25 protein-coding genes are annotated in these 25748 nt (G+C 71.0%); 11 read left to right on the forward strand and 14 right to left on the reverse strand.

Features of this window, described 5'->3' with window-relative positions:
• Positions 1-160: 160 nt before the first annotated feature.
• Both rfbA and rfbC read left to right on the forward strand, forming a co-directional pair.
• Complete coding sequence (gene rfbA, locus ACIPM1_RS04245) at positions 161-1081, forward strand: glucose-1-phosphate thymidylyltransferase RfbA (protein WP_402428679.1); 921 nt, start codon at positions 161-163, stop codon at positions 1079-1081.
• Positions 1078-1692: a dTDP-4-dehydrorhamnose 3,5-epimerase gene (rfbC, locus tag ACIPM1_RS04250; RefSeq protein ID WP_402428682.1), complete on the forward strand. Its 615-nt coding sequence runs from the start codon at positions 1078-1080 to the stop codon at positions 1690-1692. The genes rfbA and rfbC overlap by 4 nt, the downstream gene beginning before the upstream one ends.
• A 169-nt stretch (positions 1693-1861) precedes the next feature.
• On the opposite strand, the gene ACIPM1_RS04255 is transcribed toward rfbC, so the two are convergent.
• Entirely contained in the window at positions 1862-3073 is a 1212-nt protein-coding gene (locus ACIPM1_RS04255; RefSeq protein ID WP_402428685.1) for a DUF4573 domain-containing protein, read from the reverse strand.
• A gap of 229 nt (positions 3074-3302) precedes the next feature.
• Here ACIPM1_RS04255 and rfbB point away from each other — a divergent pair, with 229 nt between their 5' ends.
• Positions 3303-4277, forward strand: a complete 975-nt coding sequence (gene rfbB, locus ACIPM1_RS04260; RefSeq protein WP_402428688.1) for a dTDP-glucose 4,6-dehydratase — start codon at positions 3303-3305, stop codon at positions 4275-4277.
• Positions 4274-5185 (forward strand): dTDP-4-dehydrorhamnose reductase, encoded by a 912-nt coding sequence (rfbD, locus tag ACIPM1_RS04265; protein WP_402428690.1) that lies wholly within the window; start codon positions 4274-4276, stop codon positions 5183-5185. Before rfbB ends, rfbD begins: the two co-directional genes overlap by 4 nt.
• A gap of 53 nt (positions 5186-5238) precedes the next feature.
• Here rfbD and ACIPM1_RS04270 read toward each other — a convergent pair whose 3' ends face one another.
• From ACIPM1_RS04270 to ACIPM1_RS04295, 6 genes are all read right to left on the reverse strand, one after another.
• Entirely contained in the window at positions 5239-5709 is a 471-nt protein-coding gene (locus ACIPM1_RS04270) for a tetratricopeptide repeat protein (protein ID WP_402428693.1), read from the reverse strand.
• A 219-nt stretch (positions 5710-5928) separates the two neighbouring features.
• Positions 5929-7203 (reverse strand): glycosyltransferase, encoded by a 1275-nt coding sequence (locus ACIPM1_RS04275; RefSeq protein ID WP_402428696.1) that lies wholly within the window; start codon positions 7201-7203, stop codon positions 5929-5931.
• A 52-nt stretch (positions 7204-7255) separates the two neighbouring features.
• Positions 7256-7771, reverse strand: coding sequence for a tetratricopeptide repeat protein (locus ACIPM1_RS04280; protein ID WP_402428699.1), 516 nt, complete (start codon positions 7769-7771; stop codon positions 7256-7258).
• A 231-nt stretch (positions 7772-8002) separates the two neighbouring features.
• Positions 8003-8425 (reverse strand): hypothetical protein, encoded by a 423-nt coding sequence (locus ACIPM1_RS04285; protein WP_402428702.1) that lies wholly within the window; start codon positions 8423-8425, stop codon positions 8003-8005.
• A 118-nt stretch (positions 8426-8543) separates the two neighbouring features.
• Positions 8544-9335: a DUF6445 family protein gene (locus tag ACIPM1_RS04290; protein WP_402428705.1), complete on the reverse strand. Its 792-nt coding sequence runs from the start codon at positions 9333-9335 to the stop codon at positions 8544-8546.
• A gap of 191 nt (positions 9336-9526) precedes the next feature.
• Positions 9527-10738, reverse strand: coding sequence for a pyridoxal phosphate-dependent aminotransferase (locus ACIPM1_RS04295; protein WP_402428708.1), 1212 nt, complete (start codon positions 10736-10738; stop codon positions 9527-9529).
• Between the two features lie 126 nt (positions 10739-10864).
• Between ACIPM1_RS04295 and ACIPM1_RS04300 the strand changes: the two genes are divergently transcribed.
• Both ACIPM1_RS04300 and ACIPM1_RS04305 read left to right on the forward strand, forming a co-directional pair.
• A complete protein-coding gene (locus tag ACIPM1_RS04300) occupies positions 10865-11551 on the forward strand; it encodes a hypothetical protein (RefSeq protein ID WP_402428711.1) in 687 nt (228 codons plus the stop codon).
• A 149-nt stretch (positions 11552-11700) separates the two neighbouring features.
• The gene (locus ACIPM1_RS04305; protein WP_402428714.1) at positions 11701-12567 is read left to right on the forward strand and encodes a serine protease; all 867 of its coding nucleotides are present in this window, start codon (positions 11701-11703) and stop codon (positions 12565-12567) included.
• 141 nt (positions 12568-12708) lie between these two features.
• On the opposite strand, the gene ACIPM1_RS04310 is transcribed toward ACIPM1_RS04305, so the two are convergent.
• Entirely contained in the window at positions 12709-14358 is a 1650-nt protein-coding gene (locus ACIPM1_RS04310; RefSeq protein ID WP_402428716.1) for an amidohydrolase family protein, read from the reverse strand.
• 10 nt (positions 14359-14368) lie between these two features.
• Positions 14369-15634, reverse strand: a complete 1266-nt coding sequence (locus ACIPM1_RS04315; RefSeq protein ID WP_402428719.1) for an amino acid deaminase — start codon at positions 15632-15634, stop codon at positions 14369-14371.
• A gap of 132 nt (positions 15635-15766) precedes the next feature.
• Between ACIPM1_RS04315 and ACIPM1_RS04320 the strand changes: the two genes are divergently transcribed.
• From ACIPM1_RS04320 to ACIPM1_RS04340, 5 genes are all read left to right on the forward strand, one after another.
• Entirely contained in the window at positions 15767-16846 is a 1080-nt protein-coding gene (locus tag ACIPM1_RS04320; protein ID WP_402428722.1) for a sugar kinase, read from the forward strand.
• A complete protein-coding gene (locus ACIPM1_RS04325) occupies positions 16843-17616 on the forward strand; it encodes an IclR family transcriptional regulator (RefSeq protein ID WP_402428725.1) in 774 nt (257 codons plus the stop codon). Before ACIPM1_RS04320 ends, ACIPM1_RS04325 begins: the two co-directional genes overlap by 4 nt.
• On the forward strand, positions 17613-18023 hold the full coding sequence (locus ACIPM1_RS04330; RefSeq protein WP_402428727.1) for a RidA family protein: 411 nt from the start codon (positions 17613-17615) through the stop codon (positions 18021-18023). Before ACIPM1_RS04325 ends, ACIPM1_RS04330 begins: the two co-directional genes overlap by 4 nt.
• A 134-nt stretch (positions 18024-18157) precedes the next feature.
• The gene (locus tag ACIPM1_RS04335) at positions 18158-19633 is read left to right on the forward strand and encodes a GntP family permease (protein ID WP_402428730.1); all 1476 of its coding nucleotides are present in this window, start codon (positions 18158-18160) and stop codon (positions 19631-19633) included.
• A gap of 121 nt (positions 19634-19754) precedes the next feature.
• Entirely contained in the window at positions 19755-20399 is a 645-nt protein-coding gene (locus ACIPM1_RS04340; RefSeq protein WP_402428733.1) for a hypothetical protein, read from the forward strand.
• A gap of 29 nt (positions 20400-20428) precedes the next feature.
• Here ACIPM1_RS04340 and ACIPM1_RS04345 read toward each other — a convergent pair whose 3' ends face one another.
• The 5 genes from ACIPM1_RS04345 to ACIPM1_RS04365 form a co-directional block, all read right to left on the reverse strand.
• Positions 20429-22114, reverse strand: a complete 1686-nt coding sequence (locus ACIPM1_RS04345; protein WP_402429400.1) for a chitinase — start codon at positions 22112-22114, stop codon at positions 20429-20431.
• A gap of 217 nt (positions 22115-22331) precedes the next feature.
• A complete protein-coding gene (locus ACIPM1_RS04350) occupies positions 22332-22775 on the reverse strand; it encodes a hypothetical protein (protein ID WP_402429403.1) in 444 nt (147 codons plus the stop codon).
• On the reverse strand, positions 22775-23206 hold the full coding sequence (locus ACIPM1_RS04355; RefSeq protein ID WP_402428736.1) for a DUF3592 domain-containing protein: 432 nt from the start codon (positions 23204-23206) through the stop codon (positions 22775-22777). Before ACIPM1_RS04355 ends, ACIPM1_RS04350 begins: the two co-directional genes overlap by 1 nt.
• A complete protein-coding gene (locus ACIPM1_RS04360; RefSeq protein ID WP_402428739.1) occupies positions 23206-23781 on the reverse strand; it encodes a hypothetical protein in 576 nt (191 codons plus the stop codon). Before ACIPM1_RS04360 ends, ACIPM1_RS04355 begins: the two co-directional genes overlap by 1 nt.
• A gap of 55 nt (positions 23782-23836) precedes the next feature.
• Positions 23837-25360 (reverse strand): Flp family type IVb pilin, encoded by a 1524-nt coding sequence (locus ACIPM1_RS04365; protein WP_402428743.1) that lies wholly within the window; start codon positions 25358-25360, stop codon positions 23837-23839.
• Between the last annotated feature and the right edge of the window lie 388 nt (positions 25361-25748).

Here is a 25748-nt window from a genome sequence, read left to right on the forward strand (position 1 = left end):
CCCTCAAGATGCCAGCACCGTGCGGTCTTCGGTCCCGACCGAACTCCCGTGTGCGGAGAATCCACCGAATGGCCGCCCTCTCCTGTCCTCGCCTTCTCCGCACACGCCGTTCCTCGCGTGTAAGTGAGGCGCCTAAAAGCACTCCGTCTATGGTGCTGTCATGCGCGGAATTCTGTTGGCCGGTGGCACCGGCTCACGGCTGTGGCCATTGACCCGCTCGGTGTCGAAACAATTGCTGCCGGTCTTCGATAAACCGATGATCTATTACCCGCTTTCCACGCTGGTGATGGCCGGCATCCGGGACGTTCTCATCATCACCGCCTCGCAGGACCACTGCCAATTCCGCCAGTTGCTCGGCGACGGAAGTCAACTGGGGCTGAGACTGGAGTATGTGACACAGGAGCGCCCTGAAGGCATCGCCCAGGCCTTTCTCCTGGGGGCCGACTTCATCGGCCACGAATCGGTGGCGCTGATCCTCGGCGACAACATCTTCCACGGAAGCGGCCTCGGCTCCCGGCTTGCGCGCAACGAGGGCCTGCGGGGCGGCAGGGTGTTCGCCTACCAGGTCGCCGACCCCTCGGCCTACGGCGTTGTGGAATTCGACGAGCGGGGACGTGCGCTCTCCATCGAGGAGAAACCCGAGCGGCCCAGGTCCCGGTATGCCGTACCCGGGCTGTACTTCTACGACAACGGCGTCGTGGACGTCGCTCGCGGCCTGCGCCCCAGCGACCGGGGCGAGTTGGAGATCACCGACCTCAACCGGGCGTATCTGGAAGCCGGGGCACTGCACGTCACCCGCCTCGACAGGGGTACGGCCTGGCTCGACACCGGAACCTTCACCTCCCTGGTTCAGGCTTCGGAGTTCGTCCGGGTGATCGAGGAACGCCAGGGATTCAAGGTCGGTTGCGTCGAGGAGGCGGTGTGGCGGGCCGGCCTCATCGATGACGACCGCCTCCGGGAACTCGCCCGCCCGCTGCTCAAGAGCGGATACGGCCACTATCTCCTGCGCCTGCTGGAGGATTCCCGCCAGGTCGTCATGCCCCAAAGGGGCAGCGGATCGCGTCACGGAGTATTCACGTGAGACCACTAGGGATCGAAGGAGCCTGGGTGGACACGCCCAGGGTATTCACGGACAGCAGGGGCCGATTCCATGAACTGTTCAAGGATGAACAGTTCCACGAATCCACCGGTCGGCGACTCGGGCTTGCCCAGGCGAATTGCTCGCGTTCCGTCCTCGGGACTCTCCGCGGCATTCACTACGCATCGGTCCCTCCTGGCCAGGCCAAGTACGTGACGTGTGTCCGTGGCGCCGTCCTCGACGTGGTGGTCGACATCCGTGCCGGTTCACCGAGCTTCGGGAAGTGGGAGGCGGTCAGGCTCGACGACTCGACGCACCGCTCCGTCTACCTGTCGGAAGGGCTGGGCCACGCCTTCATGGCGCTCGAGCACGACTCCACCGTGGTCTACCTCTGCTCGGAGGGATATGCGCCGGACCGTGAGTACGGTATCGATCCCCTCGATCCGGCGCTGGGCATCGCCTGGCCCGAGAACCTCACGCCGCGCCTTTCCCCGAAGGACGCGGCGGCGCCCACGCTGGAGGAGGCCGAGCGAAAAGGTCTGCTCCCTTCGTATGGCGCCTGCCTCGCGTATTGCGGAAAGGACGGGAGCCGCATGGGTGATCCTCGTGCATGACATGACGTCAAGTGGCGACTTGTCAAGCCTGTGAGTTTATGAATGGTTTTGTCCGTGGCATCGGCGACGTGACACGCAGGCACATGGTGTGCCAGGACTGCGCGCGCTTTCGGCCGACCCCTCCCAGTTCCTGAGGAAGACTCCCTTGAACCGCAGAACGATTCGAAAATCACGGCTGAGGTCCGCCATGATGGTGTCGGTGGGCGCTCTCGCAGTGATGCTCAACGTGGTGCCGAGTTCGGTTGCCATCGCCGACGCCATCCACAGAGCCGACCACGCCGGCGGAGCGTCGGCGCCAGGTCCGCACGGGGCGGGTGACGGGAAGAAGCACAACTCGCGGGGCGGCCACGGTTCGCGTGGCCCGCAGGGCCCGCGGGGCCATGAGGGCAATCCCGGTAAGCCGGGCAAGCGGGGGCCGCGGGGCCATGAGGGCAAGCCCGGCAAGCCCGGCAAGCCCGGAAAACGGGGCCCTCAGGGTCCGCAGGGTCCGCAGGGCTTCCAGGGTCCTCAGGGTCCCCAAGGCTTCCAGGGTGGCCTCGGTCCGCAGGGTTTCCAGGGGGACCAGGGCGCGCAGGGTTTCCAGGGGGACCAGGGCGCGCAGGGTTTCCAGGGTCCGACGGGTCCGCAGGGTTTCCAGGGCGATCAGGGTCCGCAGGGGTTCCAGGGTGACCAAGGTCCGCAGGGTTTCCAGGGGTTCCAGGGTCCGACGGGTCCGCAGGGTTTCCAGGGCGACCAGGGCGCGCAGGGGTTCCAGGGTGACCAAGGTCCGCAGGGTTTCCAGGGGTTCCAGGGTCCGACGGGTCCGCAGGGTTTCCAGGGCGATCAGGGCCCCCAGGGGTTCCAGGGTGACCAGGGCCCACAGGGTTTCCAGGGTGACCAGGGTCCGCAAGGGTTCCAGGGTGACCAGGGCGCGCAGGGGTTCCAGGGCGATCAGGGTCCGCAGGGTTTCCAGGGTGACCAGGGCGCGCAGGGGTTCCAGGGCGATCAGGGGCCACAGGGGTTCCAGGGTGACCAGGGTCCGCAGGGGTTCCAGGGTGACCAGGGCGCGCAGGGGTTCCAGGGCTTCCAGGGCGACCAGGGCCCGCAGGGTTTCCAGGGGTTCCAGGGTCCGACGGGTCCGCAGGGTTTCCAGGGTGACCAGGGTCCGCAGGGGTTCCAGGGCGACCGGGGTCCGCAGGGGTTCCAGGGGAACCAGGGGCCGCAGGGCTTCCAGGGCAGTACCGGTTCCGTCGGTGCCACCTACGTCCGGACGGCTGACGGCACTGGGACGGCGACTGCCAACTGCGACCCCGGTGACTTTGCCACCGGCGGCGGATACACAACCGATACGGGCACCTTCCGCGAGAGCGCTCCGGTCGGCAATCCACCTACCGGCTGGCAAGCCACCGCCACCTCCGCAGGCGCGGCAATCACCACCTTCGTCGTCTGCGAAAACACCACACCGTAATTCCGGCAGGAGCGGGCAGCGCAGTACCGGCTGCCCGCTCCGACGGCGATCGCGCGACGGTGCTCCGAGGCTTCCGCCTCGCGGGCACCGTCCGCGTGCATGCGCACGGCTGATGCACCGGCCCCCGGAACACCGTGCCGGGCAATGAGAGAATCGGAGACTCATGCGCACCCTCGTGACCGGCGGCGCCGGCTTCATCGGCTCGGAATGCGTCCGCCGGCGGCTGACCGCAGATCCGGCGGCGCGGGTCACCGTCCTGGACAAGCTCACCTACTCGGGTGTGGAGGCCAACCTGGCGCCGGTGGCGGCACACCCCGGGTACGCCTTCGTCCGGGGCGACATCTGCGACCCACAGGTGGTCGACGAGGTGATGGCCGGCCAGGACGTGGTGGTGCACTTCGCCGCCGAATCGCACGTGGACCGGTCGATCGACGGGGCCGGTCCGTTCGTCCGTACCAATGTGCTGGGGACGCAGGTGCTTCTGGACGCGGCCTGCCGTCACCGCGTCGGCCGCTTCGTCCACGTGTCGACCGACGAGGTGTACGGCTCCATCGACGAGGGCTCGTGGACCGAGGAGTGGCCGCTCGCGCCGAACTCCCCGTACTCCGCGTCGAAGGCGGGCTCCGACCTGCTGGCCCTCGCCTACCACCGCACCCATGGCCTGGACGTGGTCGTCACCCGGTGCACCAACAACTACGGGCCGTACCAGTTCCCCGAGAAGGCCATTCCGCTCTTCATCACCAACCTGATCGAGGGCCGGACGGTTCCCCTGTACGGAGACGGCCGCAACGTCCGCGACTGGCTGCACGTCTCCGACCACTGCAGGGGGATCGACCTTGCTCTGCACGGCGGCAGGGCCGGGGAGGTGTACCACATCGGCGGTGGCACCGAGCTGAGCAACCACAAGCTCACCGGCCTACTGCTGGACGCGCTCGGTGCGGACTGGGACCGGGTCGAGCACGTGACCGACCGCAAGGGCCACGACCTGCGTTACTCGCTGGACGACAGCAAGATCCGCGAGGAACTCGGCTATGCCCCCCAGGTCCCCTTCACCGAGGGGCTGGCGGACACGGTGGCGTGGTACCGCGAACACCGCTCCTGGTGGCAGCCGCTGAAGGAAAGGGCCACCCGGCGATGACCACGAGCCGACTGGTGGTCGGCGCGGGCGGGCTGCTGGGGCAGGCCATGCTGGCCGAGCTCACCGCTGATCCGGACACCGTCACGGTGGGACTGGGCCGTGACCAGCTCGACATCACCGACCTGCCGGCCGTACGCGCCGCCGTGGCCGGTCACCGGCTGGTCGTCAACTGCGCCGCCTGGACGGACGTCGACGGCGCCGAGCGGTCCGAGACCGCCGCGACGGCCGTGAACGGCACAGGTGTCCGTCACCTGGCACGGGCCTGCGCGGACAGCGGCGCGGTCCTGCTGCACGTCTCCACCGACTACGTTTTCCCGGGCGACCGCCGTGAGCCCTACCCTGAGGACGCGCCGACCGGACCCGTGAACGCGTACGGGCGCAGCAAGCTGGCCGGGGAGCGGGCCGTCGCCGAACTGCTGCCGCACACCGGCTACATCGTGCGCACCGCCTGGCTCTACGGTTCCCACGGGCCCAACTTCGTGGCCACCATGCTCGAACTCGCCGCCCGGCACGACACCCTGGACGTGGTCGCCGACCAGCACGGCCAGCCGACCTGGACCCGCGCCCTCGCCCGGCAACTGGGCGCACTCGGCCGGGCCGCGCTGGCCGGTGCGGCACCGGCAGGCATCTACCACGGGACGGCGGCCGGTCACACCACGTGGCACGGCCTGGCACGCGAGACTTTCCGGCTCAGTGGCCTGGACCCCGAGCGGATCCGCCCGGTCGGCTCGGACAAGTTCCCGCGTCCCGCCGCCCGCCCCGCCTTCGGCGTCCTCGGCCACGGGAACTGGCTGCGGGCCGGCCTCGTTCCCCTCCCGCCGTGGGACGACCAGCTGACGGCCGCGCTGAAGGAGCCCGAGTTCGCCGCTCTCGCCTCGGCTGCGCGCGGGAGCACCCGGCGCACGTGACAGGCCCCCGGCGACGCTCATGGCCGCCGGGCGCCCGCGGAATCGCCGGACGATCACCGGCGCACGGCGTCCCGGAACTCTTCCGGCACCCGGGAGAGGAGCTTGCGGTCGATTGCGACCGCCCGACGGAACGCGTCCTCGGCCTGATCCCTGCGGCCCCTCTCGGCTAGGAGCTGCCCCAGTTGCATAGGGATCGAAGCCGCCTTCGGTTCGGTGGCAGCGGCCCGCTCGAGGAGTTCGATGGCGCGGTCGGGGTCACTCCGTCTCAACAGGTACGCCTCGCTGTAGAGAGCGGACATGAAGTGGGGATCGATGTCGAGGGCCTTGTCGAAGTCCGCGCGGGCATCCGCTGTCCTGCCGAACTGCTGATCGATGAGCCCGAGGCCGTACCAGGCCGCTTTGTTCTCGGGGTCCATTTCCAGAACGCGCCTGTAGTCCCGGGCGGCCCCGAGGGGATCTTGGTGAACCTGGCGCTGCAGGGCGGACTGCACCAGCACGTCGGTCGACTTGACGTTCCGGGTCACGGACCCTGCCGACGAGGAATGCATCGCCCATGCGGTCATCCCGACGGCAACCGCCGTCGCCGTGGCGAGTGCGGCCCAGAGTCTCGTACGTTTCACTTTTTCACTCTTCGTCGAAGGTTGCGGACGGACGGAATTCGCCTCTCTCACACCAACACCCGCGGCCCGGGCAGGCACTCGGTGGAATCCCACGTCCACCGAGCCCCCGCTGCTCGGCGAGATCTAGACCAGCAGCCTTCCGCCGCATCGCGCGGCGCCGTCCTTCATGGCGATGAGGTTGGCGACGACGTACGAGATGTCGTTCTTGGAGTGCCACTCGCTCGGGAAATAGGTGACCAGCCGGGACGACTGGAACCGGGCCTCCAGGTCGGGCACGAAGGCGCGATACCGGTCGTCCGTGTAGTACCAGAACGAGTTCTCGTTGTAGCAGGCGACGTGCGTCGGGTCCTGGTACGCGCCGCGGCCGTCGGAGCTGGGCGTCATGGTGAGGAGCATGCCGCCGGGTGCCAGCAGCCGGTACAGCTCGTTGATCAGGGGCACCTTCGCGGGTACGTACTCGAGGAAGTCCACCGCCCGCATCAGTCCCACGGAGGCGTCCGGCAGGTCCAGCCGCCCGGGCAGGGTCGCGACGATGTCGACGCCGTCGCCCGGCCGCCGGTCCACGCCGAGGTAACCCGGCGGCTTCCGGTGGGCGGCTCCGAGATCCAGGGCGAGCAGTCCGCGCCGGTGGGTCCACGCGAGGGCGTTGGCCTCGATGTACCTGTCGTACAGGGTGACCGTCTCGCGCTGGATGCGCCTGTTGATCTCCGGATCGCGCTGGGTGTTCGCAGGGTGCACCCGCTGGAGGTAGAGGCAGCGGTTGAGGTGGTGGAAGTCCCCGACGTGGAAGAGGCGGCACATCAGGTCCTGGTCGTCCAGAACCGTACGCGCGGCGTCGTACCCGCCGGCCTTGACGTAGCTTTCCCTGCGGAACGCCCGCACGTGGTTGGGCGCGTACCAGATGTAGGCGACGTTGTGCGGTGTCGGCGCCAGGGAGATGACCTGCAGCAGCTTGCGGCCGTCGACCCGCACCTCCTCGTACTGCCAGCCGAACGTCTCGTCGAAGCGGCTCTCGTCCCGCCCTCCGTCCTCGGTGATCTGCGCGGTGTTGCTGTAGACGAAGACGGCCTCCGGGTGCGCGTCGAACGCCTTGCCGAGCTCCTCCAGGCACGCCTTCGCGAGCAGATCGTCGTGATCGAGTTCCACCAGGATCTCGCCACGGGCCAGTTCGCAGGCCCGGCGCTTCACCGCTCCGACGCCGTTGAGGCCGTCCGCGATCTCGACGCGGACCCGATCGTCGGGCCGCTCCGGGCGCCACCGGGCGCCGTTGTTGAGCAGAACGACCCACTCCCAGTCCGAACAGGTCTGCGCCTGCAGGGACGCCAGACACTCATCGAGAAAGCGGGGCCGGTGGCTGGGGGTGAAGACGGAGAACCTCGGTGTCGCGCTCGACGTCATCTGCTGCTCCCTGCTTGGCTCGATGTCGGTGACGGGCTTGCGTGATCAGGAATCACCGAAATTCCTTGGGCACTTGGGAACGGAGTGAGGGATCGGTCGCGATCGCACGACGGAACTCGGCCGCGGCTTTGTCGTCACGGTTCTTCTGCTCCCAGATACGTCCGAGGTGCAGATACGCCGTGCCCGCCTTCGGGTTGTCGGCGATGACACGCTTCAGGAGCCCGGCGGCTCGGTCGGGGTCGCTCGGCTCCAGCAGCAGGGCCTCGTTGAAGAGAGCCGGCGGGAACGCCGGATCGACCTTCAGGGCCTTGTCATAGGCCACACGGGCATCGACCGCCCTGCCGTCCCCATGGGCGATGACTCCCAGGTTGTACCAGGCGTACTTGTTCTGCGGATCCAGTTCCAGCACACGCCGGTAGGTGCGGTCGGCCCCTTCGAGGTCGTGGTTCTTCTGCTGAAGAATCCCCGCCTCCAGCAGCATATTGGCGTCCTGCACATTCCGCCCGACCGATGACTGGGCTTTGAAATCGGAGGAATCCGCCGAGTGGGAATGAATCGCCCAGGACACCACTGCGATGGTGACTGCGGCCGCACCGACGAGTCCTGAAAGCGATTGCCTACGTGTCACTTTGTCACATCTCGTGGAATAGTCAGGGACGATGGCGTGATGGAGCACGAACCACCGTCATTTCCAACGACGTTACGAGGCAAGGCCGATAAAGCCGTCGTTCGGCGGGCACTTGGGGGACGCAGTCCACCCGAATGTACGCAGGGAAGAGGGCTGTGAGGGGCGGGAGGGTCAGTGGGTCGAGCTGCTCAGCTTCTGCGGCCCACCCGGCGCGGCGGCGGCGTGCGCGTCCATCCGCTCGGCCGCGAGGATCGCCGCCGCCGTGTCCGCCCGGGACGCGGCGACGACGAGCGCGCGGCCCGAGAGGGCGTGCGCCCGCCGGTGCAGGGCCGCCGGGTCCCGCACGGCGGCCACCTGCGTACGCGCCGGAGCCACTCCTCCCCGGAGCCGGGCCACCTGCCCGGCGAGGCGCTCGGCCGCGGCGTCCAGATCCGCGGACGGGGCCACCGTGCGCAGCTCGTCCGTGACGGCGAGCAGCGCCGCGAGGTGACCCGCGAGCTGGATGTCCAGCTCCTCCTCGCGGGATCGGTGGGGGAAGTCGGAAGGGGTGCCGGCCATCGTGGGGACCGACTTCTTGCGTATCGGCTCGTACATGGGGATGGCCTCCTGTGCTCTTACAGAAGCCATCCTAGCTTAGAACGCGTCTAAAGTTGTGTCCGTGGGCGCGAAAGGCGCCGGGCCGAGCCGGGTCTTCCCGCGACGCCAGGTCCGCTCAGGCCTCGATGTCGAAGAAGAAGAGTTGCACCAGGCGGTGGGTGCCGTGCTCCCCGGCGAAGTGCTCGTACGACGTGGCCGAGTGCATCAGCTTCGCGTCCCAGATCACCAGCCGGTTGTACTGGCCGGAGATCGACTCGACCAGTTCCCAGTTGTCCTCGTGCTCGAGGTTGTACGGGTCGTAGACGACTGATCGCGCGGCCTCGACCGCCTCCCGGCTGCCCAGGCGCGCCTGTTCCTTCGGGTGGGTGGGCGCACGCCGGCAGCCGTGGGTCCTGTCGCGCCAGAAGCTGGTGCCGGCGCCGGCGGGCGGGTTCGGGTTCAGATAGATCGCGGCGGCGTAGCTCTGCGTGTCGTGGTGCCAGACCAGCGGGTCGTCGTGCGCGGTCTGCTGGAAGACGCCGTTGGCGCTGTGGCCGAGCCATTCGGTGACCGGCGCGCCGAGCAGCCGCGAGAACTCCTCGCGCAGACCGGGCCAGAGGAAGCGGTGGTCGCTGCGCAGACCTTTGTAGTACTGCGGATCGGTGTGGTAGCCGACGCTGAGCGCGATCTTGCGCACCTCGTCCGGGTCGTCGAGGAAGTCGTCCACCGACAGCAGGTGCGGAGCGGTGGGGGTGAACAACCGCTTGGCGGCGGGCTTTCGCTGTGCGTTTTCGAGTGTGTCCCTCGGAATCACGATCCGGAGCTGCGTGGGGCCGCTGGAGATCAGGTAGCCACCGTCACCACGGTCCTCCAGTACGACGGCCACCTCGCCGCCGAAGTTGACTTGCTCCCCCAGGTTGAACGGCATGACCCGACTTCCTTCGTGGCGCGCTGACTGACGCACGAAGACTAGCGACCAACTCCTCACGAATGTCGGATTTCTTCGCGTGCGTACGGTGCTGTCGCGGCGGCGCGGGGCGTGGACCACCGGCCTGCGGCCTCGGTTCGCGGAACCGGACCGTAGGGACACCCTGCGTGAGGGCGGGGCCGGGAGGGGCGTCAGGGCTGGCCGTAGCCTTCGAGGAAGTTGCCGATCCGTCCCACCGCGTCGCGCAGGTCCCCGACCGTGGGCAGGGTGACGACCCGGAAGTGATCCGGCTCGGGCCAGTTGAACCCGGTGCCCTGGACGACCATGATCTTCTCCTGGCGCAGCAGGTCCAGGACCATCCGCCGGTCGTCCTTGATCTTGAACACGTTGGGGTCGAGCCGGGGGAAGAGGTACAGCGCGCCCTTCGGCCGCACGCAGCTCACGCCCGGGATCTGCGTGAGCAGCTCGTAGGCCACGTCCCGCTGCTCCTTCAGCCGCCCGCCCGGCAGCACCAGGTCGCCGATGGTCTGCCGCCCGCTGAGCGCCGCGACCACGCCGTGCTGTCCCGGCATGTTCGCGCACAGGCGCATGTTCGCCAGGATGGTCAGGCCCTCGATGTAGGAGTCGGCGTGCGCCCGGGGCCCGGAGATCGACATCCAGCCGACCCGGTAGCCGGCCACCCGGTACGCCTTCGACATGCCGTTGAAGGTCAGGGTCAGCAGGTCCGGGGCGACCGCCGCCGTCGGGGTGTGCGTGGCGCCGTCGTAGAGGATCTTGTCGTAGATCTCGTCCGAGCAGACCAGCAGGTTGTGCCGCCGGGCGATGTCGGTCAGGCCCTTCAGCACCGCCTCGTCGTAGACCGCGCCCGTCGGGTTGTTCGGGTTGATGATGACGATCGCCTTGGTGCGGTCGGTGACCTTCCGCTCCACGTCGGCGAGGTCGGGCATCCAGTCCGACTGCTCGTCGCAGCGGTAGTGGACCGCCGTGCCGCCGGACAGGGAGACCGCGGCCGTCCACAGCGGGTAGTCCGGCGCCGGGACCAGGACCTCGTCGCCGTCGTCCAGCAGCCCCTGCATCGCCATCACGATCAGCTCGGAGACGCCGTTGCCGATGAAGACGTGCTCGACGTCCGTCTCGATGCCGAGGGTCTGGTTGTGCATGACGACCGCGCGGCGCGCGGCCAGCAGGCCCTTGGCGTCGCCGTAGCCGTGGGCCGACGACACGTTGCGGAGGATGTCCTCCAGGATCTCGGGCGGGCACTCGAAGCCGAACGCGGCAGGGTTGCCCGTGTTGAGCTTGAGGATCCTGTGGCCGGCCGCCTCCAGCCGCATCGCCTCCTCGAGCACCGGGCCCCGGATCTCGTAACAGACGTTGGCGAGCTTCGTCGACTGGATCACCTGCATGCTTGGGAGCTTACGGCCGGGTAATGCTCTTTGGGTGGTGTTTTCCGCCACGTGAGACGCGTCGGAATGGGTGGTTACCGTCGGTAGCTGTCTCTCGGACCCCTGCGGCACCTAGACTTTCCGGCCATGTCCATGCCTCCCGACGTCCACGGAGTGCCGCCCACAGAGGGGGCGCCCCAGGGTGAGCCGAACGTGTACCACCCGCAGACCGCGGCCACTCCGACGTACGACGACTACACCGACCCGGCGTACGCCCACGGCTGGCAGAACGCGTTCGACGAGACGTGCGAACTGCCCTCCGTGCCGGACGGCGAATTCGCGGAACCGGGTCCGGACCTTCAGGGCCATCGGGGCGGCCGCCGGGGGCGCAGGAAGGAGCGGGCCGGTGACGGCCGGTCCCGGCGCGTGCTGCTCGCCGCCGGGGCGCTGGGGGCCGTCTCCCTCGCGGTGATCGCCGGGGTCTCCGCCATGTCCTCGTCGGACGGGACGCAGGGCGAGCGGGGCGGTACGGGGCCCTCGGCCGGGAGGGTCACGTTGCCGGGGGAGGCCCCCGCCGGCTCCCCGGGGTCGGCCTCCGATCCGGCCGGCGGCGCGCCGGAGGCCGGCAGCGCCTCGGGCGCGGGCTCGTCGAGCACGGGCGCCGACGCCTCGCAGAGCGCGTCGGCGGAGGGGCGGAGCGGCTCTCCCTCTCCGACATCCTCCGGCGCCCCCACCCCCACGACCACCACCGCGCCCACCGCGACCGCCACGTCGTCCCCCGCCGGGGACCTGCCCGGCAGGGGGCGCGGCAGAGGCACCAAAGGGCCCAAGTAGCGGACACATTCGGCCTGTTGACGGGCGGTCCGCCCCCGCGGGCCGCTGACGTCTTCTTGTGGCGCACCCCTCGCGCCATCACAATGCGCATGACAAGACAGGCGGCCGGAAGATCTCCGGTCGCCCGCGTCTCAAGAGGGGACCCCCACATGAACAAGCCTCTCCTTGCCACCCTCGCGACCCTGGTGATCACCGGGGCGGGGGCGGCACCCGCGGTCGCCGCGCCGACGACGGACGCGCCGGCCCGCGCCACCGCGGCGACGAGAACCGCGCCCGCGATCCAGGCCGTCGGCTTCGCGGGCACCGTCTCGCTGAGCAACTGCTCCGGCTCCGTGATCCGTTTCCCCGGCTCCGCCGACAGCGACCCGGCCCTGGTGCTCACCAACGGCCACTGCCTGGAGACCGGCTTCCCCGCGCCCGGCGAGGTCGTCGTCGACCAGGCCTCCAGCCGCTCCTTCGGCCTGCTCAACTCGGCCGGTACCCGGATCGGCACGCTCCGCGCGAGCAAGGTCGCCTACTCGACCATGACGGACACGGACGTCACGATCTACCAGCTCACCCGCAGCTACGCGCAGATCAAGAGCTCGTACGGGATCAACGCGCTCACCATGAGCGACACGCACCCGGTCGCCGGCAGCGCCATCAAGGTCGTCTCCGGCTACTGGAAGCGGATCTACAGCTGCAACGTCGACGGCTTCGTCTACCGCCTCAAGGAGGGCGACTGGACCTGGAAGGACTCGGTCCGCTACACCTCCGCCTGCAACACCATCGGCGGCACCTCGGGCTCGCCCGTCGTCGACGTCGCCACCGGCAAGGTCGTCGCCGTCAACAACACCGGCAACGAGGACGGCGAGTCCTGCACCGTCAACAACCCGTGCGAGGTGGACGAGAACGGCAACGTGACCGTCCGACAGGGCATCAACTACGCCGAGGAGACGTACCAGATCGCGGCGTGCTTCGGTGCCGGCAACAAGCTGAACCTGAGCGCGAGCGACTGCACCCTGCCCAAGCCGTAGGGCCCGCCGACCGGGACCGGGACCGGAAGCGGAGAGGGGCGGGCGGTCACACCGCGGCGCGGCGGACCGCCCGCCTCCCGTCCCACCGAGCGACGCGGACCGCCCGCCCCTCACGCCGTGGTGCGGCGCACGGGCCGCCCCTCACGCCGGAGTGCGGCGCACCGCCCGCCCCGCCAGTACGTCCGTGCGCCGGCCGTCCTCGATCACGAACCGGCCGTCGATCAGCACGTACGGGATGCCCGTCGGCAGCGCCCGCGGCTGCTCGAACGTCGAGCCCGGCGCGACCGTGGCCGGGTCGAAGAGGACCAGGTCGGCCCGGTACCCCTCGCGCACCAGCCCCCGGTCCGGCAGGCGCAGCCGGGCCGCCGGACGCCCGGTGAGGTGCGCGACGCACTCCTCCAGCGACAGCACGCCCAGCTCCCGCACGTACCGCCCGAGGTAGCGCGGGAAGGTGCCGTAGGCGCGCGGATGCGGCTTGGCGCCCCGCAGGATGCCGTCGGAGCCGCCGGTGTGGACCCGGTGGCGCATGATGGCCCGCACGTTCTCCTCGTGGCCCACGTGCTGGAGGACCGTCGAGCCGAGCCGGTCCTCCACCAGCAGCCGGCGCGCGGTCGTCCAGGGCTCCTCGCCCCGCCGGTCCGCCGACTCCCGCACCGTGCGGCCGACGTACTCGGCCAGCGCCGGATCGGCGACCCCGGAGATCTCGACCGTGTCCCACTCCACGGGGACGCCGTGGCAGCCGTCCGAGCCGGTGACCTCCAGGTCGCGGCGGATCCGCGCCGCGGTCTCCTCGTCCGCGAGCCGCCTGAGCACCTCCTCGGGGCCGCCCTCGCTCGCCCAGCTCGGCAGCAGCGCGGCGAGGGTGGTGCAGCCGGGGGTGTAGGGATAGGTGTCGAGCGTGATGTCGGCGCCTGCGGCGAGCGCCTCGTCCAGCAGCGCCAGCAGCTCGGGCGCCCGGCCCTTGTTCGGGCCGAAGTTCAAGGTGGCGTGCGCGAGGTGCAGCGGGCAGCCCGCCGCCCGGGTCAGGGCCACCATCTCCGCGTACGCCTCCAGCGCGCCCGCGCCGTAGGAGCGGTGGTGCGGGCAGTAGTAGCCGCCGTAGGAGGCCACCACCCCGCACAGTTCGGTCAGTTCCGCGTCCGGCGCGTACATGCCCGGCGTGTAGGTGAGCCCGGACGACAGCCCGACGGCGCCCTGCTCCAGCCCCTCGGCGACCAGCCGCCGCATCCGGGCCAGCTCCCCGGGCGTGGCCGGGCGGTCCTCCCAGCCGACGGCGAGCGCGCGGACCGTGCCCTGCGGGACCAGGTAGGCGGCGTTGACCGCGATGCCCTCGCCGCCGAAGCCGTGGTCGAGCCGGTCCAGGTACCCGCCGACCGACCGCCAGGTGAAGTCGACGTCCTCGCCGTACCCGTTCCAGCCGGTGATGGCTCGGCGCACCTCCTCCAGCGTGCGCTCGTCGACCGGCGCGTACGACAGCCCGTCCTGGCCCAGGACCTCCAGCGTGACCCCCTGCGCGGCCTTCGCGCTGTGGTCCGGGTCGCGCAGCAGGGCGAGGTCGCTGTGCGCGTGCATGTCGATGAACCCGGGGGAGAGCACCAGGCCCTCGGCGTCCAGCTCCCTCCTCGCCCGCGGTCGTTGGCAGCCCGCGGCCGCGGCCTCCTTGACGATCGACACGATCCTGCCGCCCAGGACCGCCACGTCGGCGCGGTAGGAGGGCGCGCCGCTGCCGTCGACGACCTCCGCGTCCCGCACGACGAGGTCGGCGAAGTCGGCGAGCTCCACCTGATCCATACGGCGCCTCCTAGAAGAACGTGCGGACGTAGTCGACGACCGTGCCGTCCGCCTCGGCGAGCGGGATCAGCGGCCACTTGTCGAAGGAGGTGCACGGGTGGGACAGCCCGAGGCCCACCCAGTCGCCCACCGCCAGGTCCGCCTCCGGTCCGGTGCGCAGCCAGGCGTGCTGGTCGGACAGGGCGGTGACGGTGATGCCGGTGGCCGGGCGCTCGACGCCGTCCCGGCGGACCACCTGGGCGAAGGGCAGGTCGAGGTCGTAGGCCGCGTCCCGCTTGCCCGCGTTGACGAAGGCCTGCTCGGGGGAGGGCCGCGAGACCACCTGCGTCCACAGCCGGAACGCGGGCTCCAGGGCGCCCTCCTCGGGCACCCGGTTGAAGGGGGTCAGCTTCCGGTAGTGGCCGTCGTCGTGCGAGACGTAGGCGCCGGAGCGCAGCAGCTTCAGCACGGGGCGGGAGAGTTCGGGGATCGCGGCGAACACCTCGGCCACCGCGTCGAACCAGGCGCTGCCGCCCGCGCTGACGACGATCTCGTCCACGCCGGCGAACCGGCCGGCCTTGTCGAAGTCCACGGCCAGCGCCACCAGCCGGCCGAGCCAGGCCCCTACCCGCTCCGGGTCCGCCCGCGGCACCTCGCCCTCGTACCCGGCGACACCGACCAGCCGCAGGGCCGGCGTCGCGGCCACCGCGTCCGCGACGGCCGCGCACTCCGCCTCCGTGCGCACACCGGTCCGGGCGCCCTCGCCGGCGGCCAGTTCCACCACGACGTCCACCGGCCGCGCCGCCCCCCGCAGCGCCGCGTCCATCAGTTCCACCCCGCGCACGGAGTCGACGTAGGCGACGAGGCGGAAGGCCGGGTCGGCGGCGAGTTCGGCGGCGATCCAGCGCAGCGCGGCCGCGTCGACGACCTCGTTGGCGAGGAAGACCCGCTCGACGCCGAAGGCCCGCGCCACCCGGACCTGGTGCGGCACCGCGAGGGTGATGCCCCAGGCGCCGTGCTCGATCTGGCGCTGGAAGAGCCGCGGGGCCATGGAGGTCTTGCCGTGCGGGGCGAAGGCGAGGCCGTGCCGGGCGGCGTAGGTCTCCATGAGGCGCAGGTTGTGCTCCAGGCGCTCGGCGGAGAGGGCGAGCACGGGGGTGGCGAAGCCTCCGGTGAAGAGGTTGCGGCGCTGGGCGGCCAGCTCGCCGACGGTCAGCCCGTCGGCGTCCGGCGGGAGGCCCTTGAAGCGGTGGTCGACACGTTCCTCGGCCAGGCGGGCGAGCGCCTCGGTGCCCATGGAGCCTCCTGATCTGGTGCGTTGCATCATGTGCAACATTCATTGCGTATGTCGTTGTGCGCTGTCTAACATCTCGGCCGACGCGGGGTCAACGAAAGGCCCCGCCGCCGAACCCGAGGAGCTACGAGCATCGTGACCGCCACCGGACCCCGCAACGGCCCCGGCGCCGTGGACGCCGTGGACGTCGTGGCGCTCGGCGAGTCCATGGTCACGTTCCTGCCCTCCCGCCCGGGACGCCTCGCCGACGTCCCCACCTTCGCGCGGGCCATCGGCGGCGCCGAGTCCAACGTGGCCTGCGTGCTCGCGGCCGCCGGGCACTCCGCCCGCTGGGTCGGCCGGGTCGGCGCGGACGGCTTCGGCGACCACCTGATCGAGGCCATCGGCGCCTACGGCGTCGACGTGACGGCCGTACGGCGGGACCCGGCGCGGCCGACCGGCGTCTACTTCCGCACCGCCGGCGACCGGGCCACCGACGCGCACGAGGTGGCGTACTACCGGGCCGGATCGGCGGCCTCCGCGATGGCGGTGGACACCGTCGACCTGGACGCCGTGCGCGCGGGCCGCGTGCTGCACCTGTCCGGGATCACCGCCGCGCTCTCCGCCGGCTGCCTGGGCCTGATGCGCGAGCTGACCGCCCGCCGCCCCGGCCGCCCGCTGGTCTCCTTCGACGTCAACCACCGCCCGGGGCTGTGGCGGGACGCCGGCGGGGCGCGCGTGCTGCTGGAACTGGCGCGCGGGGCGGACATCGTGTTCGTCGGGGAGGACGAGGCGCGCACGGCCTGGGGGCTGCACGGCGGCCGGGCCGTCCGGGAGGCGCTGCCCGAGCCGGACGTCGTCGTCGTCAAGCAGGGCGGCGCCGGGGCGACGGCGTTCGCCCGGACCACCGCGGGCCAGGCGGACACCGACGGCACCGCGACGTCCGTCCGGGCGCCCGAGGTCGACGTCGTCGCCCACGTGGGCGCCGGGGACGCCTTCGCCGCCGGGTTCCTCTCCGCCACCCTGCGCGCCCTGCCCCTTCGCGACCGCCTCCGGCACGGTCACCTGACGGCCGCCGCCGCGCTCACCGCCCCCGGCGACCTCGCCGCGCCCCCGGCCCGCGACCACGCCGACCGTCTTGCCGCCCTGGACGAGAAGGCGTGGGGGAGACTGCGACTCGGCCCCGGCTGGACGCGCACCGCTCCGGGGGCCGAGGAGGAGGGACGTCCGTCATGAGCCAGACCGTCGACCGCGCGCTGAGCATCCTGCCGCTGCTCGCCGAGGGCCCCGCCGACCTCGGGCAGGTCGCCGACCGGCTCGGCGTGCACAAGTCCACCGCGCTGCGCCTGCTGCGCACCCTCCACGAACACGGCCTGGTCTACCGCCAGTCCGACCAGCGCTACCGCCTCGGCGCCCGGCTCTTCGCCCTCGCCCAGGAGGCGATGGAGAACCTCGACATCCGCGAGATCGCCCACCCGCACCTGGTCCGCCTCAACGAGAGCTGCGGCCACACCGTCCACCTCGCCGTGTACGAGGAGAACGAGGTCCTCTACATCGACAAGGTCGAGAGCCGCTACCCGGTGCGCATGTACTCCCGGATCGGCAAACCGGTCGCCATCACGGTCGCGGCCGTGGCGAAACTGCTGCTCGCCGACCTGCCGGAAGCCGAGCGCCGCGCCGTCGCGGAGCGGCTCGACTACCCCTCCTACACGCCCCGTTCGACGCCCGACGCCGCCGCCTTCCTGCGCGAGCTGGAGAAGGTGCGCGAACAGGGCTGGGCCACCGACCTCGGCGGCCACGAGGAGTCCATCAACTGCGTCGCGGCCCCCGTACGCGGCGCCGACGGCCGGGTGGCCGCCGCGATGTCGGTCTCCGCGCCGAACGTCGTCGTCACCGCCGACGAACTCCTCGCCCTGCTCCCGCTGGTGCGCCGCACCGCGGACGCCATCAGCGGCGAGTACTCCGGCAGGACCCCCGTACCGACCCCAGACAGGGACACCGCATGACAGAGAAGACCGCGCTCACCCCGAAGACCCACACCGTCCCGCCCGCGAAGTTCTCGCACGGCGTCCGCAAGGGGAACATCCTCCAGGTGGCCGGCCAGGTCGGCTTCCTGCCCGCCGAGGAGGGCAGGGCGCCCACGCCCGCCGGTCCCACCCTGCGCGAGCAGACCCTCCAGACCCTCGCCAACGTCAAGGCGATCCTGGAGGAGGGCGGCGCCACCTGGGACGACGTGATGATGATCCGCGTCTATCTGACCGACGTGGACCACTTCGCCGAGATGAACGCGCTCTACAACGCCTACTTCGAGGAGCAGGGCCTCACCCAGCCGCCCGCCGCGCGCACGACCGTCTACGTCGGTCTCCCCGCCGGGCTCCTCATCGAGATCGACGCGCTCGCCGTACTGGGCTGAACTTCTGACGGTCCCTCACCCCAACCCCCCGCACTCCGCACGCCCGCACGGCGCGGCGCCCCCCACCCCCTGGGGAGCCGTGCCGCGCTCCGCCCTGCCCGAAAGCTCCATGTACTTACGCAGAGGACCCCCGTATGTCCCTCCCGCTCGCCGCCTCCGCACCGCCCGCGCCACCGCACACCGGTGGCCTGCTCCTCCTCGTCGACGGCACCGCCGGACTGCTGCTGGTCGCCGCCCTCGGCATCGCCCTGCTGCTGTTCCTGATCATCAAGGCGAGGCTCCAGCCCTTCGTCGCGCTGCTCGCCGTCTCCATAGCCGTCGGCCTGCTGGCCGGCCTGTCGGTCACCGAACTCTTCGGCACCGTCCAGCGTTCCGACGCCGTCTCCACCATCGAGGCGGGCATGGGCGGCATCCTCGGCCATGTCGCGATCATCATCGGCCTGGGCACCATGCTCGGCGCGATCCTCGAAGTCAGCGGCGGGGCCGAGGTGCTGGCGTCCCGGCTGCTGAACCTGTTCGGCGAGAAGCGAGCCCCCCTCGCCATGGGCCTGACCGGCCTGATCTTCGGCATCCCGGTCTTCTTCGACGTCGGCATCTTCGTCCTCGCGCCCCTCGTCTACGCCGCCGCCAAACGGTCGGGCAAGTCGATCCTGCTCTACTGCCTGCCCCTGCTGGCGGGCCTGTCCATGACCCACGCCTTCCTGCCGCCGCACCCCGGCCCGGTCGCCGCCGCGGGACTGCTGCACGTGCAGCTCGGCTGGGTCATCCTCATGGGCGTCGTCTGCGGCATCCCCGCGGTGCTCGCCGCGTGGGCGTTCTCCGCCTGGATCGGCCGGCGCATCTTCGTCGACGTGCCCCAGGACATGGTCGAGGCGTCGGACGAGGCCAGGCGCGCCGTGCTCGAGGAGCAGCGCGCGGCGGGCGCCGAACCGCGCGAGAAGCCGGTCCCCCTGGCCACCGTCCTCGGCATCATCGGTACGCCGCTGGTGCTCATCCTCGCCGCGACCTTCTCCTCGATCGCCCTCGCCCCCTCCACCCTCCGCTCGGTCGTCGAGTTCTTCGGCCACCCGTTCGTGGCCCTCACCATCGCCCTGCTCCTCGCCTACTACCTGCTCGGCATCCGCCGCGGCTGGTCCCGCAAGTCCCTGGAGACGGTGTCGACCTCGTCGCTTAAGCCGGTCGGCAACATCCTGCTGGTGGTCGGCGCGGGCGGGGTCTTCGGCGCGGTGCTCAAGGCGAGCGGGGTCGCGCAGGCGCTGTCGGACACCTTCAACGGCGTCGGGCTGCCGGTGATCGTGCTGGCGTACCTGATCTCCGTGGTGCTGCGGGTGGCCCAGGGATCGGCCACGGTCGCGATCGTGACCACGGCGGGCATCGTGGCGCCGCTGCTGGCCGAGGGACACCACTCGCAGGCCTTCGTGGCCCTCGTCATCATGGCCGTCTCGGCCGGTTCGATCTTCGCCTCACACGTCAACGACGGCGGCTTCTGGATGGTCGCCAAGTACTTCGGCATCAGTGAGCGCGACACCCTGAAGACCTGGACGGTGCTGGAGAGCGTGCTGTCGGTGGTCGGATTCGCGGTGGCTGCGGGGCTGAGCGTCTTCGTGTAGCCCCGGACGCGGACGTGACCCGCGGCCGCCCGGGGCCGCGGGTCACGGTCGTGGCCGAGGTGAACGCCGTGGGAGGAGGGTTGGCTGTTGCCCGCACAGGGACATCGTCCATACTTCCCGCGTGGAGCAGCGCATAGGTTCGAGCAGCCAGCCCCTCGAGGGCGCCGGATTCGACCCGGCCTTCATCCCCGGGCTCTCCTCGCCCGCTTCGGCGGAGCCGGAGGACACCGTGCCGGTGCGGCCCGGGGAGAAGGCCGCGGAGGAGACCGCCCCCGGCGAGGGCGCGGCCCCGGAGCGGGCCGGGTCCGCCGCGGTGTCCGCCGAGGACTCCGCCGAGGCGCCCTCGGGGGCCTCCGCCGAGCCGGAGGCGGCCCCCGAGGGTCCCGTCTTCGAGGCGTCCGACCGCCGCGCGAGAATCGTCGCCGACGGCAGGGGCGTACGGCTCACCCTCGACGACCAGGAGTGCGAGTTCCGCTGGGACGAGATCGGTGCCGTCGAGACGGCGACGCCGCGCTTCGGCAAGCGGTTCACCGTCACCGTGCACACCCCCGACCGCCGCTGGTACCCGATCGAGATCGAGGCGGCGGCCAGGAGCCGCTTCCCGGAGTGGGAGGCGCAACTGGACGCGGTGCTCGACGCGTTCTTCGAGGACGGCGAGCACGGCGAGGGGGGCCGGGACGGCCGGCAGGCCCTGGACGGCGATCAGGACAAGGACGGCGAGCAGCCCGAGGCCGCCGATGCCGAGCCCGCCGGCCAGGAGTCCTAGCCGCGGTACGTCGACGAAGGGGGCCCGGGTCACGGCAGCGCGTGCACGTGCGGGCCCACCGCGTTCGACCAGGCGTTGCCCGACGCGGCGTCCCAGTTGGTCGACCAGGTCATCGCGCCCCGCAGGTCCGGGTACGTCCGCGAGGGCCTGAAGGCGCCGCAGCCGGTGCCCTTGGTCAGGCAGTCCAGGGCGTTGTTCACCACCGCCGGCGACACGTAGCCGCTGCCGGCCCCTCTGGTGGAGGCCGGCAGGCCGAGGCCCACCTGGGAGGGGGCCAGGCCGCCCTCCAGCTGGATGCAGGCCAGGGCCGTCAGGAAGTCGACCGAGCCCTGGCTGTAGACCTTGCCGTCGCAGCCCAGCATGGAACCGCTGTTGTAGTACTGCATGTTGACGACGGTGAGGATGTCCTTGATGTTCAGGGCCGTCTGGAAGTAGGCGTTCGACGTCGACTGCATGTCGATGGTCTGCGGCGCCATCGTGATGACGAGCGAGGGGCCCGCCTTAGCCGAGAGGGACCGCAGCGCCTGCGTCATGTACGTCGCGTTCAGGCCGTTCTCCAGGTCGATGTCGACGCCGTCGAAGCCGTAGGTCCGCATCAGCGAGTGGACCGAGTCGGCGAAGTTCGCCGCCGACGCCGGATCGCTCACCGACACCGTGCCGTTCTGGCCGCCGACCGAGACGACGACCTTCTTGCCCGCCGCCTGCTCGGCCCTGATGTCCGCCTTGAACTGGTCGGTGGTGTATCCGCCGAGGCCCGCGGAGTCCAGCGTGAAGGAGACCGCGCCCGGCGTGGAGGTGGCGTCCGCGAACGCCACCGCGATGATGTCGTACTGGGCGGGGACGTCCGAGATCCTCTGGACGGTGGCGCCGTTGTCGAAGTTCTGCCAGTACCCGGTCACCGCGTGCTTCGGGACCCCGGTCCCGCCGCCGGAGGGCGCCGTGGTGCCGGTCACGGCGGCCGACTTCGCCGACTCGCCCGCCGCGTTGGCCGCGGTGACCTGGAAGGAGTAGGAGGTGGCGGCGGACAGGCCGGTCGCCGTGGCCGAGGTGCCGGTCACCGCCGCCGCCTCGGTGCCGTCGCGGTAGACGTGGTAGCCGGTGGCGCCCGGGACCGAGTTCCAGGACAGCGAGACGGACGACGAGGTGGTGCCGGTCACCGCCAGGCCGCCGGGTGCCGACGGGACGCCCGGAGAGGGGCCGCCGCCCCCGCCGCCGTCGGGCCCGAAGACCGACACGTCGTCCGCGTAGTACGCCGCCTGGCCGTACCAGCCGTGCAGGTACACGGTCACCGACGTCGTCGACGCGCCCGTGGTGAAGGTCGTCGACAACTGCTTCCAGGCCGTCGTGTCCGGGGTCCAGGTGGACACGTCCGTGGTGCCCGTGCCGGTCGCGCCGAGATAGGCGTACCCGCCCCGCACCCAGGCGCTCAGCGTGTACGTGGCGCCGGGCCGCACCGCGACCGTCTGGGCGCACCGGGCGTCGTCCTGCCCGGCCGGTGCCGCCTTCAGGGCGGCCGAGCCGCTGTGCACCGGTGAGGAGACGGCCGTGCCGCTGCCGGCCGAGCAGGCCCAGTCGCCGAGGCCCGACTCGAAGCCGGGATTACGGGCGTTGTCGACGTCCGCCGCCGACGCCTGGCCGCCGCCGGTGAGGGCGAGGGCGAGGGCCGCGGTGACGGCTCCCGACCAGACGCGCAGAAGCCGTCTGCGTCCGGGCATGGCTGGTACGCGGTCCACTGGGGCCTCCGTGGGGGAGAGGGAGAGAGGAGGGGGAGGAGCAGCGGACGGTGGCCACCGTCAGGTCGTCCTGGTCGTACAAGTTGGTCCAGACCAATTGGCTTGTCAAGAGGTCCAGACCAACGCGCAGGTCACTTCCGGTCCGTCCCAACGCCCCTGCCCGGTAAGTCCCTTGGGCTCGCTCCCCGGCTCCGGACCCCTACGCCCCCGTCTCCCGCCACCGGTCCAGGAGCAGCCCCGCCGCGCACCCCGTCAGCAGCACCGCCGTGGACATCCAGAAGGCGAGGGACCCGAAGCCGTTGCGCTCCCACCGCAGCGACAGCGTCAGCACCTGGGCGGCCGCGGGCACCGCGCACGCGGCCCCCGTGTGCCGCACCGGCATCTCCCGCCACGGCTCCGGATGCACCCGTGCCGCCGCCCACACGGCGAGCGTGACGCAGACCAGGTTCGGCAGATGCACCAGCAGCAGGGCCGCGCCGAACGACCCCACGCCCCGCGGGCCGACCAGATGCGCGTACAGCAGCGACATCTGGACGTACTCCGTGACCACCAGCACGACCACGCCCGCCGCCCAGGACCGCACCAGGGACAGCAGCGGGCCGGGACCGGCGGCGGCGGGCGCTCCGCAGCCCTGGCGCGCCATCACCGGCCGCCCAGGACCTGGTACACCAGCACCGTCGCGAAGCCCAGCGCCGCCAGGCCGCAGCCCGCGGTCAGCGCCAGGGCCTGCAGGACCGGGGACCAACTGCCCCGCCCGGCCACGGTCGCCGTGCCCTCGGGGTCCCGGGGGTCGTAGGTGACGGTGACCGGGGTGCCCTCCGTCATCGACCAGCCCGCCAGGTCCTCGAACTCGACGCGGGTGCCGTCGGCGGCGTGGAAGGCGAACCAGTGGCGGGTGGCGTCGGAGCGGTGATACGGCTCCGTCTCCACGCGGACGCACTCGCCGCCGGTGCGCACACCCCGCCGCAGGACGCGGGCCACCGTCAGCAGGCGTCCGGCGTACTTCCACGCCAGCGCCCCGAAGAGGGCCACCAGCAGGCCGAGGACCACATAACCGGCACCGGGAACCTCCACTAGTGCACCTCGACCGAGTCGACGATCTTCTTCAGGTCCGCGGCCGGCAGCGCGCCCCGGGCCGCGTCGACGCGGACGGCGTAGGTCCTGCCGTGCGAGTCCAGGCCCGTCACGATCACGCCCGTCACGGGCGTGCCCCTGGGCGGACCGCCGTCCTCGCCCGTGGCCTTGAACGTGAAGTCGACGCGCTTGGCCTCCTTGCCGCCGGCCGGTTGCACGTCCCTCTCGCCGGTGATCCTCGCCCCCATCTCGATGCCCGCCTCGGCGGCGATGGCGGCCTGCTCGGCCGAGTCCGCCTTGGTGAAGTCCAGTTGCACGGTGATGACGGAGACCGTCCGGCCGTCCTGCTTCCGCACCGCCGCGGCCGCGTTGTACCGGCCGCGCCCGGCCGCGCTCCGCTCGGTGAAGCCCCGCGGGCCCTTGGGGTACGACACCGAGACGCCCTTGGTGTCGAGGGTCCCCCACCCGTCGGGCACGGAGGCGGTGCCGGAGCCGTCCTTCCCGCAGGCGGACAGGGTCAGGGCGGCGGTCAGCAGACCCGTGACCACGGCTCCATGGGTACGGCGGGTGTTCATCGGTGGCGGCTCCCGTCGGGGGTGATCGGCTGGCATGACTCTTCCCCGATCCCGATCAGTTCGCACAGTAGCTGTAGGGCAGGTAGGCGCGGCCGTCTCCGCGGGGGGCGCCCAGGAACTGCGCGTCCGTCAGCGTCTCCGACTTCTTCTCGGTGCTGATCGACAGGCCCAGGCTGAGCCCGAGGTTCAGCTCGAAGCCGTACTCGGCGGCGTTCACCTCGCCGGTGTAGGTCATCCGGCTCGACCTGCCCTTGTCGAACATCAGTTGACCGAAGGGGTCGTCGTCACCGGGACGCCTGGTCGGCGCGTGGCCGTCGAACATGTACTGGAAGGGCGTCGCGACCTGCTCGTTGTTGCTGTCCAGCCACCGCTCGGCGACGGCCCGGTCCTGGTCGCCCGCCGGGCCCGGGTCGAAGCTGACGGAGTTGGTGACCACCTCGATGCCGGTGGCGCTGTCGGTGCCCTTCTCGCTCACCCCGCCGCCGCGCTTGTCGCCGCCGGACTTCCCGTTGTCGCCGCCCACCTTGGCGCCGTCCTTCTGGCCGCCCTGCTCGACGGTGCGGGTCATGTCGACGCGGACCAGCTTGCCGGTGGTCTTGTCGTAGGTGACGGTGATGGTGCCGGTCTGCGTGGTGGAGGCGGAGTAGTCGCCGCTCAGCGGGCCCGCCTCGTAGCCCACCTTGGTGCCGTACTCGATGGACGAGGAGTACGTGTACGACTTGGTGTTCTTGTAGGCGTTGTCGGTCCAGGTGACGTCGGGGGCGTACTTGAAGTTGCCGCCGAGCGTGGCGCCCAGCTTCTTCTCGTCACCCGCCGAGATCTTCAGACCGCCGGCCGCGGAGGCCTCCAGCCCCACCTTGCCGTAGGTGATCTTCCGGTCGTCGCCGAGGTGGTCCTTCACCCTCTTCTCCGTCTCCTCCTCGTCCTTCAGAGGGCCGGTGCCGAAGAGGTAGAGGATGCTGTCGCCGAGGCTCGCGTCCGCGCCGCCCGGCGACTCGCGCCGCATCCGGTACATCTCCAGCTTCTCGATGTCGTCGCGGAACTTCCGCGCCTCCTCCGGGCTCTCGAAGACCCAGGTGTCGCCGTTGGTCACCTTGATCCCGGCGCCCAGCTCCACCTTGTCCATCCCGAACCGGCCCACCTTCATGCCGGGCTTGAAGTCCTTCTTGGCGGCCACCGAGGCCGCGTCCGTGAAGGTGAGGTAGACGAGTTCGTCCCGGTCGTCGACCTTGCCGTCGTGGTTGACGTCCGTGTGCGCCTTGAGGTGCTGCTCCTGGAAGCCGTACTCCTTGCCGATCTCCCAGAACAGGATCTTCGCCTTGGAGCCCGCCTTGTCGGTCACGCTCGACACCTGGCACAGCGCCGGCTCGTAGTCCCCGTCGGTGAGCGGCCGGCCCGCGTCGCCGCCGCCCGGCCCGCAGGATCCGCCGCCGGTCACCTTGCAGATCTCCGCGGTGATCCGCTCGTAGACGGTGCGGCCGACACCGGTGGCGGAGACGCCGAGCGCGATCGCGACCGAGACCACGATCATCCCGAGGTACTCGGTCCCGGTCGCGCCGCGGTCGTCGAGGCGACGCACACGGCGCCGCGCGCCCCGCTCCGGTCTCCCGGACGTCCCGGCTCCGTACGTCCGCATGCCGCCCCCGCCCGTCACACGGCACCCCTTCCCGCCTCACGGCCAACAGCCCCTGCGTGCACGGCGAGCGTAGGAGCGGGAGCGGGATCCGGGCGTGGGCCCGGGGGCCCAAACGAAGGCCCAGAGTCAACGGTGCGTCGCGGGCCCACACTTTTGGGTCCCGCGGGATGTTCGTCCTGCCCTGGTTTGACGTGTCTTGTGCAAGGACAGTTGCCAGGCAGCTACAGAATCGCTGTTCTCCGGTCACAGAGGCGTGGATACAGTGCTGAGGTAGTCACGCAGTGAAGTCGATTCGGTGGGCCGCAGGGAACGGCGGCGTACCGACAGGCGT

Origin of the sequence: Streptomyces sp. NPDC086766 (genome assembly GCF_044746005.1) — a bacterium.
Classification (GTDB): domain Bacteria; phylum Actinomycetota; class Actinomycetes; order Streptomycetales; family Streptomycetaceae; genus Streptomyces.

Coding starts and splice junctions, on each gene's coding strand:
- rfbA (WP_402428679.1), top strand. CDS start 161: ATGCGCGGAATTCTGTTGGCCGGTGGCACCGGCTCACGGCTGTGGCCA.
- rfbB (WP_402428688.1), top strand. CDS start 3,303: ATGCGCACCCTCGTGACCGGCGGCGCCGGCTTCATCGGCTCGGAATGC.
- rfbD (WP_402428690.1), top strand. CDS start 4,274: ATGACCACGAGCCGACTGGTGGTCGGCGCGGGCGGGCTGCTGGGGCAG.
- ACIPM1_RS04275 (WP_402428696.1), bottom strand. CDS start 7,203: ATGACGTCGAGCGCGACACCGAGGTTCTCCGTCTTCACCCCCAGCCAC.
- ACIPM1_RS04285 (WP_402428702.1), bottom strand. CDS start 8,425: ATGTACGAGCCGATACGCAAGAAGTCGGTCCCCACGATGGCCGGCACC.
- ACIPM1_RS04290 (WP_402428705.1), bottom strand. CDS start 9,335: ATGCCGTTCAACCTGGGGGAGCAAGTCAACTTCGGCGGCGAGGTGGCC.
- ACIPM1_RS04295 (WP_402428708.1), bottom strand. CDS start 10,738: ATGCAGGTGATCCAGTCGACGAAGCTCGCCAACGTCTGTTACGAGATC.
- ACIPM1_RS04300 (WP_402428711.1), top strand. CDS start 10,865: ATGTCCATGCCTCCCGACGTCCACGGAGTGCCGCCCACAGAGGGGGCG.
- ACIPM1_RS04305 (WP_402428714.1), top strand. CDS start 11,701: ATGAACAAGCCTCTCCTTGCCACCCTCGCGACCCTGGTGATCACCGGG.
- ACIPM1_RS04310 (WP_402428716.1), bottom strand. CDS start 14,358: ATGGATCAGGTGGAGCTCGCCGACTTCGCCGACCTCGTCGTGCGGGAC.
- ACIPM1_RS04315 (WP_402428719.1), bottom strand. CDS start 15,634: ATGGGCACCGAGGCGCTCGCCCGCCTGGCCGAGGAACGTGTCGACCAC.
- ACIPM1_RS04325 (WP_402428725.1), top strand. CDS start 16,843: ATGAGCCAGACCGTCGACCGCGCGCTGAGCATCCTGCCGCTGCTCGCC.
- ACIPM1_RS04330 (WP_402428727.1), top strand. CDS start 17,613: ATGACAGAGAAGACCGCGCTCACCCCGAAGACCCACACCGTCCCGCCC.
- ACIPM1_RS04335 (WP_402428730.1), top strand. CDS start 18,158: ATGTCCCTCCCGCTCGCCGCCTCCGCACCGCCCGCGCCACCGCACACC.
- ACIPM1_RS04345 (WP_402429400.1), bottom strand. CDS start 22,114: ATGCCCGGACGCAGACGGCTTCTGCGCGTCTGGTCGGGAGCCGTCACC.
- ACIPM1_RS04350 (WP_402429403.1), bottom strand. CDS start 22,775: ATGGCGCGCCAGGGCTGCGGAGCGCCCGCCGCCGCCGGTCCCGGCCCG.
- ACIPM1_RS04360 (WP_402428739.1), bottom strand. CDS start 23,781: ATGAACACCCGCCGTACCCATGGAGCCGTGGTCACGGGTCTGCTGACC.